Source organism: Sphingobacterium deserti, from assembly GCF_000757725.1.
GTDB lineage: Bacteria > Bacteroidota > Bacteroidia > Sphingobacteriales > Sphingobacteriaceae > Sphingobacterium > Sphingobacterium deserti.
Window position 1 is genome coordinate 88,359 of record NZ_JJMU01000048.1, and the last position, 13,465, is coordinate 101,823.

10 protein-coding genes are annotated in these 13,465 nt (G+C 45.1%); 5 read left to right on the forward strand and 5 right to left on the reverse strand.

Going from position 1 to position 13,465, the window contains the following annotated elements; genetic code table 11:
* Positions 1–23: 23 nt before the first annotated feature.
* Together DI53_RS13065 and DI53_RS13070 are read left to right on the forward strand one after the other, a co-directional pair.
* Positions 24–1,592 carry a RagB/SusD family nutrient uptake outer membrane protein gene (locus tag DI53_RS13065; RefSeq protein WP_037500246.1) on the forward strand — a complete coding sequence of 523 codons (1,569 nt, stop codon included), beginning with the start codon at positions 24–26 and terminating at the stop codon, positions 1,590–1,592.
* A 197-nt stretch (positions 1,593–1,789) separates the two neighbouring features.
* Positions 1,790–2,251, forward strand: a complete 462-nt coding sequence (locus DI53_RS13070) for a DUF2721 domain-containing protein (RefSeq protein ID WP_037500248.1) — start codon at positions 1,790–1,792, stop codon at positions 2,249–2,251.
* Positions 2,252–3,178: 927 nt separating this feature from the next.
* On the opposite strand, the gene DI53_RS13075 is transcribed toward DI53_RS13070, so the two are convergent.
* The gene (locus DI53_RS13075; protein WP_037500283.1) at positions 3,179–3,565 is read right to left on the reverse strand and encodes a (deoxy)nucleoside triphosphate pyrophosphohydrolase; all 387 of its coding nucleotides are present in this window, start codon (positions 3,563–3,565) and stop codon (positions 3,179–3,181) included.
* Positions 3,566–3,889: 324 nt separating this feature from the next.
* Here DI53_RS13075 and DI53_RS13080 point away from each other — a divergent pair, with 324 nt between their 5' ends.
* Positions 3,890–5,011, forward strand: a complete 1,122-nt coding sequence (locus DI53_RS13080; protein ID WP_037500286.1) for a vWA domain-containing protein — start codon at positions 3,890–3,892, stop codon at positions 5,009–5,011.
* Positions 5,012–5,180: 169 nt separating this feature from the next.
* A complete protein-coding gene (locus DI53_RS13085) occupies positions 5,181–6,644 on the forward strand; it encodes a magnesium chelatase (RefSeq protein WP_037500252.1) in 1,464 nt (487 codons plus the stop codon).
* 118 nt (positions 6,645–6,762) lie between these two features.
* Here the strand turns inward: DI53_RS13085 and DI53_RS20180 are convergent, their stop codons facing one another.
* The 4 genes from DI53_RS20180 to DI53_RS13105 all read right to left on the reverse strand — a co-directional run bounded on the left by DI53_RS20180 (position 6,763) and on the right by DI53_RS13105 (position 12,809).
* Positions 6,763–7,056: a tetratricopeptide repeat protein gene (locus DI53_RS20180; RefSeq protein ID WP_131555270.1), complete on the reverse strand. Its 294-nt coding sequence runs from the start codon at positions 7,054–7,056 to the stop codon at positions 6,763–6,765.
* Between the two features lie 233 nt (positions 7,057–7,289).
* On the reverse strand, positions 7,290–7,643 hold the full coding sequence (locus DI53_RS13095; RefSeq protein WP_037500257.1) for a response regulator transcription factor: 354 nt from the start codon (positions 7,641–7,643) through the stop codon (positions 7,290–7,292).
* Complete coding sequence (locus DI53_RS13100) at positions 7,640–10,921, reverse strand: CheR family methyltransferase (RefSeq protein WP_052072396.1); 3,282 nt, start codon at positions 10,919–10,921, stop codon at positions 7,640–7,642. Before DI53_RS13100 ends, DI53_RS13095 begins: the two co-directional genes overlap by 4 nt.
* A 721-nt stretch (positions 10,922–11,642) precedes the next feature.
* Entirely contained in the window at positions 11,643–12,809 is a 1,167-nt protein-coding gene (locus DI53_RS13105; RefSeq protein ID WP_037500260.1) for a hypothetical protein, read from the reverse strand.
* A gap of 414 nt (positions 12,810–13,223) precedes the next feature.
* Between DI53_RS13105 and DI53_RS20355 the strand changes: the two genes are divergently transcribed.
* Complete coding sequence (locus tag DI53_RS20355; protein WP_157836778.1) at positions 13,224–13,391, forward strand: hypothetical protein; 168 nt, start codon at positions 13,224–13,226, stop codon at positions 13,389–13,391.
* Positions 13,392–13,465: the final 74 nt, after the last annotated feature.

Genomic DNA, 13,465 nt, shown 5'->3' on the forward strand with positions numbered 1-13,465 from the left:
GATAAATTTAACAAGATAAACAGATGAAATTAAGATCACTAATATATATAGCCTTGGCGGGAAGCGTTTTTGCGAGCGCGTCTTCCTGTACAAAATTGAACGAAGAGTTTCGCAGCGAACTGGAAGAGACGGAGTCTGGCAATATCGATCCGGCGTCCCTATTGATCAACGCCTACAACTCGCTGAACGTACCCTACCAACAGGAGCAGCGCTGGGTCATGCAAGAGATCTCCACGGATGCTGCGATGGCACCAACGCGTGGGGGCGACTGGGATGATAACGGGATGCACCGAGCTATTCACCTCCATACCTGGAATGCTGATAATGGCTATATGAACAATACTTTCGTGAGTTTGGGCACGGCGATGTACAACGCCATTAACGTATTACGTTTCAGTCCTAGTGCGCAGCAGGAGGCAGAAGCGAAGTTTCTTCGTGCCCTGATGATGTTTGACCTACTAGATCTGTATGGCATAGTGCCCATCCGGGAAGGCGAATCGCTGGAAGATTTTCGTATTGCACCGCAAGTCTTGCAGCCGCAGGAAGCTATTGACTATATGGTCAATGACCTTCGAGCGATCATAGACAACCTGCCCGCAACAGGGGCCGCCTATGTAGCTAACCAAAATGCTGCGCGCGCGCTGCTCATGAAGATCTACCTAAACAAGGGAACTTTCTTAAATAGGGAGTCACCGACTTTTGCGGTAGAGGATATGAACGAGGTCATCGCCCTTGCCGGGCAGATCACCAACTCCGGTCGTTACAGTGTTTCGCCGGCAGGTCGCTATTTCGATAATTTTGCACCAGACAATGATACGCGCTCCACGGAGAACATCTTCACCCTATTTAATAGAAATGGGGAACGGGGTGGTGCTATCGATCGTACATGGTTTACCGTGGCGCATTATAACATGAGGCCAAGCGGTTGGAACGGATGGTGTACTTTATCAGATTACTACGACAAGTTTTCCGAGGGTGATGAAAGACGTGGGATCTACTACGAATACGCAGCGGATACCACCGGCAACAGACGCCGCGGCTATCGTCGGCAGAACGTAGGTTTCTTCGTCGGGCAGCAGTACAATTGGACGACCAACCAGCCGCTTATGGCACGTAACCCTGCAAATGCGCCGCTATCTTTCACGCGCGAAGTCACCATTCGCACCTCGGGTGCTACGCTAGAGGTGGCCGGCATCCGTCCGGTTAAGTACGCCTTTGATTATGCGGTGACCGGTCAGCGGAATAACGACTGGGTAGTTTTCCGTTATGCAGATGTTTTATTGATGCAGGCGGAGGCCGTGCTACGCGGTGGCACAAGTGCTGCGGCAGATGCGCTGACGCTTGTAAATAGCATCCGTACCAATCGCGGTGTGCCAGCACTTACCAGCATCACACTGGATAATTTATTGGACGAACGTGCGCGTGAGCTGTATTGGGAAGGCTGGCGCCGGCAAGATTTGATCCGCTTTGGAAAGTTCTTGGAGCCTTGGCAAGAGAAAGCAGCCGATCCTAGTCCGCGAACCTTGGTTTATCCTATTCCAAGCCAGCAGATTGCGGTTAACCCGAACCTTACACAGAATCCGGGCTACTAACGCAATATTATTCTGATATAACAAAGTCTCCAGCGCCCAATGGTCTGGAGACTTTTTTGATAGCCTAGCAGCCTATCTGGCATTCCAATGTCAAGCCTTCCTCAAAACTTGGCGCTCGCTGTATTAGCTGGGCTATTTTTTGTAAGTTTGATATAGCTTAATCGCTATGCAGTTTACATCAATACATTGTTTGGCCTATGATCACATATAATACGGCAGCTCTACTTTTTCCCGCGATCAGTCTGATCATGTTGGCTTACACCAACCGCTTTCTAGCGCTCGCTGCGCTGGTGCGGAGCCTACATGCTAAATACCTCGAACATAATAAGGAAGGGGTATTGCATGGCCAAATCGGCAATTTGCGTTTTAGGCTTAAGCTGCTGCGGCATATGCAAGGTGTAGGGGTTTTAAGCTTTATCACCTGCATTGTGTGTATGTATTTTATCTACCTGGAAAATACGCTGCTCGCGGAAGTATGCTTCGCCCTAAGCTTATTATTTTTTGCGATCTCGTTGCTGATCTCCTTCGTGGAAATTCAATTAAGTAATAAGGCATTGGAACTTGAGTTGAGTGATATGGAAGGACATAATGATCCGTCATTAGTGAAATATCTCAAGAAAACGTTTGACCAACGCAAACGAGATACCAGTAAAAAGTAGTTGATGTTTCCGCATGACACAATACCAACATTGCAGTATTAATCATATTACGCAATTTGTCCAACACACAACCCTTTTCGCCGCGTGCCGCGGCAGTGTACTAGTTTTGAAGACCAAAAGTCCGTCGCTTATTTTTGTTGCACCCCCGTTGGATAGTGCAAAGGCAAATGGCTGCAGACGCAATTCTACATACTAAGTACTAAAATCTACATACTCCCTGTTCATATCTCAATTCGCACTACACACTACGCAATACTAACAAATTGCCGCGCCGTCGTACCTCCGGCTTGCATTTGAAAGTAAAAATTCAAAATTAAAAAGTAAAAAAATTGTAACCACTACGGCTTCTACATACTAAATACTACTATCTAATCTCACTACGATAGCTTAGAATGTATCCTTCCAGTGCTGGGGGGCAAGGGAAATGTTTGGGGGATTTTGGGAAGGACAAAGCCTAGAAATCATATCGAAATCGGTGTATAACGATTTTGATTTTATTTCAGCTTTGACAAACATTTGCTTTGCGCAGGATGACCTGCGGGACAAAGCACCTGAAGGAGACAAAGGATTTTGATTACTTTTGTCCCCAAAAGTAATGCCTTGCCGCGGCGAGCGGCGGAACGGTTTGAAGGGGGGAATGAGCGTAGAGAGTCGTCTTTTGTCGGACTTACTATCTCAATTCGCATTACTCACTACGCAATACTAAACAGCCAAAAACAAAAAATCCTGAAGCGGGGAGCTTCAGGATTTTTACTAACTAACCAATTATTAACCTAAATTATGAATACTAACATTGTATCAAATGCTGTGCCAAATGTAAATTCGTTTTCGATTTAGCAGGATCATAACAGCAATGTTGCAATAATTTAATTTTCACCTAGTTTGTGGGCCTCTTGTCATCGTGAGCTGTAAAATTTCGCTGCCAAATTAGGCCAGCAATGCCAAGTAGGCATCTACAACAGGTATATCCGCTTCGGCCCATTCGTAATTTCGCAGTGCGTCGGGCAATACCCAAATGGCCTGTGCATGTTCTGTAAGCTTGACTGTACCCTTATTCACTACCGCTAGAAATGGATAAAGGGTAATGCTAAAGTCTGGGTAGTGGTGCTGCACAGTTGGCAACGCCGATCCCGGCACAATATCCAACCCCAGTTCTTCTTTTATCTCCCGTATCAGGCATGCCACTTTCGTTTCGCCCGCTTCTATTTTGCCACCAGGGAACTCCCATTTTAATGGAAGATTCATCGTTGCCGATCGTTGGCAAATCAGGATCTTTCCTTGCTGTTCTATTAGAGCGCAGGTTACATCTATCATATGGTAAAGATAAGGAAACTGAACAGACTTTGTTAATATGCAAAGCACAGCATATGTTGCTTCAGTTACTGTAAAGTTAGCAATAAGTAGCTTGTTCGTCGGTGGAGGAATTATACTTAAGATGTTGCTTGCATCTATATTATTGCTTTTTGGCGACGAAATACGGATTATTATGTTGTACATTTAATTCATGAAACTGTCTTACAGGCTGGACAAATTGTGTGCTGTAAAAAGAGTCTGGGCAGTAATGTAGCTTTCTCTGCTTGACAATAGATGTATTTTGATCCTTCGGAGCGGTTTCATAAAAAAACAGAAAGGAATACGATGAGCAAAACGAACAGAAACAAAGGTTTTGTCTTTAAGCAGTACGAAGCACCTTATGAAACGCCTTTTGATAAATTGTTCGAAATTTTCAAAGAGCTTATTACACACACCTCCGGCGATTTTGACGAAGCCATCGATTGGTTGCGGCAGCTGGACAAAGAATTTAAACTCACAACACCCGAATACACGATAGACGATTTTATAGAAGATCTCAAAAATAAAGGGTATATCGTTGAACGGGTGGATGGCAGTGGCGATGGCGGCGTAGATATCAGCTCGAAGTTGGAAAAGGCATTGCGGCAAAATGCGCTAGAGCAAATTTTCGGCAACATGCGAAAGGGGACCTCTGGCAACCATAAGACCAATTACAGCGGCCGAAGTGATGAAAGTAGCGGTGATTTCCGAAATTACCAGTATGGCGATAGCTTAGAGAAGATATCCGTTACCGAGAGTTTGAAAAATGCACAGGTGAATCACGGCATCGGCGATTTCAGCTTGTCGGAAAATGATTTGGTCGTAGAAGACACACAGTTTAAATCGCAAATGAGCACGGTGCTGATGATAGACATCAGCCATAGCATGATTTTGTATGGCGAAGACCGCATTACTCCGGCCAAGAAGGTAGCTATGGCGCTATCCGAATTGATCCTGACACGTTATCCGAAAGATTCATTGGACGTTATTGTGTTTGGCAATGACGCTTGGCCGATAGAAATTAAGGATTTGCCTTACCTGCAGGTTGGACCATTCCATACCAATACGGTGGCCGGGGTGCAGTTGGCCTTGGATATCCTGCGGCGCAAGCGCCATGCCAACAAGCAGATTTTTATGATTACGGATGGAAAACCAAGCTGTCTAAATATGCCGGACGGCAGCTACTATAAAAATCCAATGGGCTTAGACCCCTTTATCACAAGTAAGTGCTACAGCATGGCAGCGCAAGCCCGCAAGCTTGGCATCCCGATCACTACGTTTATGATCACTTCCGATCCGTATCTGCAGGAGTTTGTGGATGAGTTTACAGCTTCCAATCGCGGTAAAGCTTACTATACGGGCTTGGGAAACCTGGGCGAGATGATTTTTACGGATTATGAAGATAACCGCAGAAAGCGGATTCGGTAAACCAACCTGTGGAAGGAAAAAGAAATGATTTTTGCAACCTGCCTTCTTCCCATGATTTCTGTCGTCAACGCAATCGTGGCTGCAGAACGCTACGCCATATTATATTTTAGCAGACGATATAGATCACAAAGGGTTTGGTTGCACATACAAAACAGCATAAAAAAATAACATGGATTATAAAACGATTAAAACATTTGGCGAGCTTAAAGCAGCTGGCTATACACCCAAAAGTATAAAAGAAGAGTTGCGTCAAAATCTTGTGGAAAAAATCCGCCAAGGCGAAACGGTCTTTGAAGGTGTGCACGGCTATGAAGATACCGTTATCCCGGAACTTGAACGAGCTATCCTTTCCAAGCATAATATCAATCTTTTAGGTCTTCGCGGACAGGCAAAAACGCGTTTAGCGCGGCTTATGGTCAATTTACTGGATGAATATATTCCGGTCGTAGAAGGCTCCGAAATTAACGACGATCCGTTTCAGCCAATATCGCGGTATGCGGTGGAGTTGCTTCATGAACATGGCGATGCAACGCCCATCAGTTGGCTACATCGCAGCGAGCGTTTCTCGGAAAAGTTGGCTACGCCTGATGTTACCGTGGCAGATTTGATCGGTGATGTGGACCCTATCAAAGCGGCGAACCTACGCCTCAGCTATGCGGACGATCGTGTTATCCATTTTGGGATGATCCCGCGTGCTAACCGCTCTATCTTCGTGATCAACGAACTGCCCGATTTGCAGGCGCGCATTCAAGTGGCACTGTTCAATATTTTGCAAGAGGGCGATATACAGATCCGTGGCTTTAAGCTGCGGTTGCCGCTAGATCTACAGTTTGTGTTCACCGCCAATCCGGAAGACTACACCAATAGGGGAAGTATTGTTACACCGCTGAAAGATCGTATTGGCTCGCAGATATTGACCCATTACCCAAGCTCAGTTGCCGTAGCAAAAACCATTACCAAGCAAGAAGCCGTGCTGGAGGCGGGGCAGGAGCAGATTTATGTGCCCGAGCTGGCACGCGATATTCTTGAGCAGATCAGCTTTGAAGCCCGCGAAAGCGAATTCATAGATGCCAAAAGCGGTGTCAGTGCGCGTATGGGCATCACCGCCTTTCAAAATTTGCTGAGCACGGCGGAGCTGCGGATGCTTAAGAACGGCGAGACGGCAACCTCGGTGCGCTTGAGTGACTTTATGGGGATCGTGCCGGCCATCACGGGCAAGGTGGAGCTGCTCTATGAAGGAGAGCAGGAGGGGGCTTCTAATGTTGCCATCACGCTGATCGAGAATGCTATCAAAACCTTGTTTCCTACGCTATTTCCAAAAATCGAAAAGCTAGAGCGCGAAAACGAACAATATCCTTATGATGACATCGTTCGCTGGTTCCTCAATTCAGAGGGCATTCAACTGGCAGATGAATTGTCTGATCAGGCATATCAACAAGCGCTAGACAATGTTGATGTATTGCAGAAGCTGATCCGGAAGTACCAACCCGATACCAGCGAAGCCGATCGTTACTTCCTAAGTGAATTTGTGCTGTGGGGATTAACCTTGTTTAATAAACTTAGCAAGTACCGCGTGGATAATGGCTTGCAGTTTCAAGATAACTTCCAGGGGTATCTCCGGAATAATTTGTAATAAATCGATTGTTTCCAAGCGGCCACCAGCGTGATTGGATCGCGGGCGGCCGCTTATATTACTGTATGTGCCTTAGGTTTGCAGGATCTGGTATATCTCGGCTTTTACGCTAAAAACCCTACTGTCCTTCTGAAAACGTATTGATAGCATTTAAACTGTAATATGCTATTCCATTATTGGGGTATTCCAACAAGATTTTTTCGTAAAGCTCCTTCGCTTTTTTTGGTTCGTTAGTGTGCGAATAGCAAAATGCGATATTACACAGCGCCATTTCTCTGTATGACAAATTGGAAAGGCTTAAGATCGTAAGCGCTCTATATTTGTCTACCCAGCTATATCTGCTGAAAAACGAGTCGCTTTCTCGAAAGTGTGCAATAGCTGCATTAAACTCTTTTTTATGAACAGACCTCATCCCTCTGTTATGACTTTTTGGAACTACTCGCTGTAAAACGAAGAATAAGAGCCCGAATACGATCATACCGATAAAAATACCATCCGGGGGAAAAATCCAACCAAAAAGACACATAAAAGCTATCCATACGGAAACTATAATCGGTATTGCTTTCCAAGATATCGGTCGGCTTACTGGAACATTTATACCCATTTAAATAGTTATTATATCGATCCTCTGTTTTTTATAAATGATTACGCTAACAGCATAGCGCACTTTTCTAAGAAGTCACTTATTTCGAACGGCTTTGCAATACATTCGTCTGCCCCTGCCTCTTTCGCCATCTGCTCAATATCATTGTTTGCCGACATCAGCAAAATAGGAATGCCCTTCGTTTGCTGCGTGCTTTTCAATTGCTTGCAGATATTGCGGCCATCAGCACCAGACATCCATACATCCAGTACAATAAGATTTGGTAATTCTCCTGGCCAATTTAGAATATCTTCTGGATATTCGGGCACGATCACCTCAAAACCTTCCCCTTCCAATACTATACGCAGCATATCCAAGATGCCATCGTTATCGTCAGCTAGGAAGATCTTTTTCATAGCAAGCGTTCGACTGGAAGTGTAACAGTGAAGGAAGATCCCACACCCTCCTCACTACGCACCGAGATTTCGCCGCTGTGTCGTTTAATAATCTCCGAAGCGATAAACAGTCCTAGTCCAAGGCCTGCAAAGGTATTGTCAAGTGATCCGCTGGCGCGAAAGAATTGTTCAAACACGTTTTGTTGATTCTTTTGCGATATCCCGATGCCATGGTCATCCACCGTCAAGCTCACTCGCCTGCCAGATACCTTGGTATGGATCAATACTTCGTTTGCTTTGGGCGAATATTTGATGGCGTTGGAGAGCAGGTTAGTGACCACTTGGCCGATGCGGTTCCGATCGCCCGAAACCAGAACGTTGCTGTCTAGCGTAAGTTTTATTTCATGCTTGCGAGATGTTTGCTGCATTTCATCCGTAATTTCCTGAATCAGCTCATTGAAATCGAAATCCTCAATGTTATACTGCAGCTGCCCCGCTGTCACCTTCGTCGCATCCAGCAAATCACCAATAAGGGATGTAAGCTTATTGATCTGGTTATCCATTTTGATGAGGAACGTCTCTGCCTCGGTATTTCCCGCCTTACTGAAACGGCGTTGCAGCGCCTGCGTATATCCTTTGATACTCGTTACCGGCGTTTTCAACTCGTGCGACGCCATGCTAATGAAATCGTTCTTTTGGCGTTCCAGTTTTATCTTCTCGTTAATCTGCTTTTGCAGCTCCTCGCTAAAAACTTTTTGTTCATGGATGTCAGCCTTTCGCGCGGTGATGTCGTCCAGTGCTAGCAAGATCAGTTGCTCGCCGTTGGGCTTGCTTATTGGCTGTATATTAAATTTTATGATGCGCTCGCCAATCGATGGGAAAGTAAAGGCGATCTCTTTTTCAATCATCGACTCATCGAGGGTTTGGATCTTGGTAAATTCTTTTGTCAGGCCTGGGATGTTCCACGCCCCATCCTGCAATTGGTAAAGGCTGGTACCCAAGGCCGCTGACTCCTTAATTCTGAAGGTCCGACAAAAGGCATTGTTGGCCAGCTGTATAATCATGTCTTTATCAAGCATCAACAGGGGCTCATGCAGCACGGCGATAGTCGCGTCTGATAACTTCCTGCTGGAGGTCAGCTCTTCATTGCTGTCAAATAATTCTTGATTCACCGTCAGCAGTTCTTCATTCGTGCTCTGCAGTTCCTCTTTGCTAGTTTCTAATTCTTCGTTTAAGCTTTGTAGCTCCTCGCTGCCACTCACCAGCTCCTCATTGGAGCTTTGGAGCTCTTCGTTGGTCAGTTCCTGGTCTTCCGCAATAGCGCGCATATCTTCGCGGGCTTGGGCCAGTTCCTGTTCCAACAGCAAAATCCTTTCTTCCTCTGCAGATCGTTTGAGCTTAGCACTGAGGCGCTTTCGGGGAGCTGTTAATGCCTGTTCTTTAAATACCACGAGGTAATACAGGTCGATGGTGTTTAGGAGGGGCAAGACTTCAATAGATACCAACGATTCACCCATGTTGAAAGAGATATTATCTTTGATAAAAGGCTCCCTCGAGCTTTTGACACGGTGCAGGGCATTGCGAAGTTCGAATGATAGGCCCTCTTTAGCCATTTTCATCAAGTTGAAAGTTGCTTTGCCTGAGGGTGGTTCCAAATATTTTGCAGACGATCCGCGAAACTGTACGATATCAAACTGTTCGTTTACAATAACACTTACCGGCATATATCTGGTCAGCATCAGCTCATCCGCACTTTTTTGGTAATCTTCTACTTTCATATCATTGCTGCGGAGAATGTCGTTACTTGCTTTGTACGCCGTTTCTTTCCGTTCACCCATAACGGTAATGTATTTACGCGTCACGGATTTACGCGTGTAAAATTTATTCTTTTTGTCTAAGGACAGGAAAAAATCCGATGCGGTTCCCGCCGTTTCCGATTTCCCCAGCCAAAGTATTCCCTTATCGCGCAAAGCATAATGGAAGGTCGTCAGCGCTTTCTTTTGCAAGAAGGGTTTGAAGTAAATCATTACATTCCTGCAGGAAATCAAGTCCATACGCGCAAAGGGGGGATCTTTCAGAAAACTATGAACTGCGAAAACACACAGATCACGGATTCTTTTTTTGACAATATATTGGTCGTTGGATTTTTCGAAATAGCGGGAGAGTTGAAGGGCGCTAAGTCCTGATAACTCTTTCTTAAGATAGCTGCCGCTCCTTGCTTTTTTAACAGATTTTTCGGAGATATCGGTCGCAAAGATCTGCACCCGCTGCTGCGAGAGGCGTTCGCCGAAATGCTCTTCCAGTGCCATCGCAATGGAGTAGGGCTCCTGTCCGGTAGAGCATCCAGCTACCCATATGCGGATAGGCTCATCTGTTTTCTTACTTTGGAGCAGCTCGGGTAAAATCTTGCGGGTCAAGGCTTCAAATGCTGATAGGTCTCGAAAGAAGTTCGTTACGGGTATCAATAAGTCATAGAATAGCAACTCCAGTTCGGCGGGGTTTTTCGACAGGTGTTTTTGGTAGGCGCTGATGTCGGCTAACTTGAGCATCAACATCCGCCGCACGATCCGCCGTCTGATGGTGGTTTGTTTGTATAAACTAAAATCTGCCCCCATCCGGTGTTGCACCTCCAGCAGTATCTTCCGGTAGGTATCCTCTTCATCGCCTTGGCGATCTTCCATATTTAGCGCCCAATCCTCGCGCACCAGGCCAAAGAATGTAGCGAGCTTTTCACCTATCTGTTCGGGAGGGAGCACAAAATCAATGATATTGGCATCTACCGCGTGGTTGGGCATAGCAGGGAATTCGGCGCTGTTGTCTTGCGCAATCGTCAGTCCCCCGCGTTCGCGTATTGCCATCAGTCCGCCGGTACCATCTTCACCACTGCCTGATAAAATGACGGCGGCCGAGCTAGCATCGTAGGCCTGGGCTAGGGAGTGAAAAAGTACGTCGACAGCTCTGTTGCTTTTTTCCTTTATTGGTCTAAGGTTTAGTTTTAAGAAACCATCGGCCACGGTCACTATTTTGTTGGGCGGAATCACGTATATATGGTTGCGCTCCAAAGGCAAGTGCTCGGTAATCGATACCACGGGTATATCTGTTATTTTTTGAAGCAGCTCGGGCAATAGGCTGTTTTTACCAGGTAGCAGGTGCTGCACCAGTATAAATGCCATTCCAGAGTTCTGGGGGATGCCCTTTAGCATAGCTTTGAATGCATCCAGACCACCTGCGGATGCACCGACACCTATAACTGGAAAATTGCTGCTTTTATCGAGGGGTAAGTTTTTTTTTAACGTCATATAGCGTTACAGGCCCATTCCATCAGGCCGTATTTCGTAAAGATAACAATATTTAGCGCAATCTGTTTGGCACTGTTTAATTCGCGTCGCACGATTTGATTTAGTGGAAGTTTGAGATGTGTGCCACGGTAGGTATCATGTTTGTATGTGGGAGCTTTTTCCTTCGTCCAAGCCCTTATTTCCTTCGCTCATCCCCTTCTGTCCTTTCAGCATTAGGAGGCACTTTTGTTAAATAGTGAATTGCTTTTAGAAAAAGAGATATCCTTTGCTCAAACCCCTCCGTCCTTCGCCAGGACGAGGCAGCACTTTTGAGGGGCAAAAGTGCTCAAAACCCCGTCGCTTGAAACCTTTGCAGGGAGAGGCTGTGCGCAGGCAAACTGATACATATTGCAAAGCTTTCGATGCGACATATCCTGTTAAACAAAGGAAGAAGCAATAAGATGAAATAGCTTAAATTTTTCGCGCTACGCATTACCCACTACTAATAGCTTTCGAAAGTGTTGTCCTTTGCTCAAACCCATCCGTCCTTCGCCAGGACGAGGCCGCACTTTTGAGGGGCAAAAGTGCTCAAAACCCCGTCGCTTATTTTTGTTGAATCCTTGTGAGATAGTGCTAGGGCAAACGTCTACATACTCAACAAAAATGAGGCGACATATCGTTTAATTAAGGAAAGTGCGATTGTGTTTATTTGATTCATCCTAAATATTTATGTGCTTGAAATCTATTGCAATTCCACGTCGGCGAGCGTTTCACTTATTTGTGTTTTACCTTTTTTCTTTGGTCCAGCATGATTTTCAATAATATGTTCGGTAGCAATTTTTAACGATCGATCAACTTTTATAGGATGCAGGCCTGGCTGGGTGAAAAACTCAACCTCATTATCAATCTTGGAGTACCATACATGGCCGACATCTTTTAGACCTAATGTATCAGGCTGTGTGATTTTGCGAAAAGACTCCAATTTATCTTCATCTAATCCAATTACCTGATAACGCTGTTGCTTTGTATGACAGTAGACAGCTACAAATTCCTCCCCGTTCCAACACATACAGTTTTTTTTAGGGTAGATAAGTCCTCCTAAGGAGATAACAATGACGGTGCTTAGAATGCCTATAGCGACTTTCCGCTTCTTTGTAAATCTATTTTCTTTATCCAGTAGATTAATATCTCCTGTTTCTGGGTCTTTAGGTTTCGGAATGTCTTCACCTGCTACGGATGAGCCACCTTGAACTGGGCGCTCTTTCTTTCCATTATCCGCCGTAACATTGGCTTTATCCACCGTTTTATTCCTTTCCTCAGCTTGCAAATCTTCCTCGTCTTTCTGATCACCTCCAACAGTTACAGTTCCATTGCCTTTGCCAGGCGCAGCCGTGATTTGCGTGTTTTCCAAACTTGGGTCTTTCTCAACATCTATATGCTTTTGCCCCCCATTATCGGTTATGTTCGTAATATCTCCTCCTGACGGTGTGTCGTCGTTCTGATCGTCAGACTTGACCTCCTCTACTTTTATTTTTTCGTTCTCCGCACGCTTTATCTCAATCCACTTTTCAAAAGGCCTAGGTTCAAAATCAATAAATATCGCAAGTAATTTAATGACGCTATCTGCGGGGCTGCTCGTTTTTTGTCGAATAAAATCCTGTAATGGGCGAAACTTATCTGCACCGGCTTTCTTGATTTCTTTTCTTAGATCGTCCCGATCACCAGTATATCCAAATATATTGTTTAAATCGTATAGCTCGCTATCGAGCTGCCCGTTTTCTAAACGCTGCAAAAACTCTTTCATAAGCTTGCCTCTTGTTGCGCGCTGTAATTCAACAAGCTCATTTCTATCTCGCCTTTGATAAAAAGCGGTTAGTACTGCTTTAAGGTATAGGTCAATTTCAAACATCTTCACAAAATTAAATTATCGACACTTCGGAAAACACGGGAAACCGTATCAGTTCGACAGCTTGAAACTATTACTAAATCGTCGGAAATCTTGGTGATCTCAGGAAGATCCCGGAATCTGTGGGATATATAGGGAAATGCCGGAAATCCATGATAAAAAGGGTTTTAGCTGCTATAACTTTGTTTCCGAAGTCAGATGATAGTCGATTAGTTTATGAGGCTAATATACAAAACAGATTTCACAATGAGAAGATCTCGCGGTAGTCTTTAGCCGGTTTGGGAAGCAGCTTCTGCCTCCCGCGAGTGACACTCCCACTTCCCAAAAAATTCAGAAGGCCTTCTGAAAAAAATGTAGTAATCCCGTGCACGAAGCACGTGGACCTACCATGATTTTCACTTTTAATTTTTTGACAAAATGTGGTATTTAATTTTAGCTCTTTTATTTGGGCAAGGCGGACAAACAGGTGCTATCAATCCAGGGCAATCAACGGTGCAAACCAATACTGATCCAGGTGACGGAGATGATGGAGATGGTGGGGATACAGGCTTACCTATTCCGCCTCCACGTCCACCAAAAAAATAGATTTAGCTTTTTAAAACAGTAGAAGGTGTCTAAAAAGGCACCTTCTTCTGTTTTTACAGTTTTTTTAGCTTCGA

What these genes read in the sequence shown, in the direction of transcription:
- DI53_RS13065 (WP_037500246.1), top strand. Translation starts at nt 24, where the DNA reads ATGAAATTAAGATCACTAATATATATAGCCTTGGCGGGAAGCGTTTTT.
- DI53_RS13070 (WP_037500248.1), top strand. Translation starts at nt 1,790, where the DNA reads ATGATCACATATAATACGGCAGCTCTACTTTTTCCCGCGATCAGTCTG.
- DI53_RS13075 (WP_037500283.1), bottom strand. Translation starts at nt 3,565, where the DNA reads ATGATAGATGTAACCTGCGCTCTAATAGAACAGCAAGGAAAGATCCTG.
- DI53_RS13080 (WP_037500286.1), top strand. Translation starts at nt 3,890, where the DNA reads ATGAGCAAAACGAACAGAAACAAAGGTTTTGTCTTTAAGCAGTACGAA.
- DI53_RS13085 (WP_037500252.1), top strand. Translation starts at nt 5,181, where the DNA reads ATGGATTATAAAACGATTAAAACATTTGGCGAGCTTAAAGCAGCTGGC.
- DI53_RS20180 (WP_131555270.1), bottom strand. Translation starts at nt 7,056, where the DNA reads ATGAGGTCTGTTCATAAAAAAGAGTTTAATGCAGCTATTGCACACTTT.
- DI53_RS13095 (WP_037500257.1), bottom strand. Translation starts at nt 7,643, where the DNA reads ATGAAAAAGATCTTCCTAGCTGACGATAACGATGGCATCTTGGATATG.
- DI53_RS13100 (WP_052072396.1), bottom strand. Translation starts at nt 10,921, where the DNA reads ATGACGTTAAAAAAAAACTTACCCCTCGATAAAAGCAGCAATTTTCCA.
- DI53_RS13105 (WP_037500260.1), bottom strand. Translation starts at nt 12,809, where the DNA reads ATGTTTGAAATTGACCTATACCTTAAAGCAGTACTAACCGCTTTTTAT.
- DI53_RS20355 (WP_157836778.1), top strand. Translation starts at nt 13,224, where the DNA reads ATGTGGTATTTAATTTTAGCTCTTTTATTTGGGCAAGGCGGACAAACA.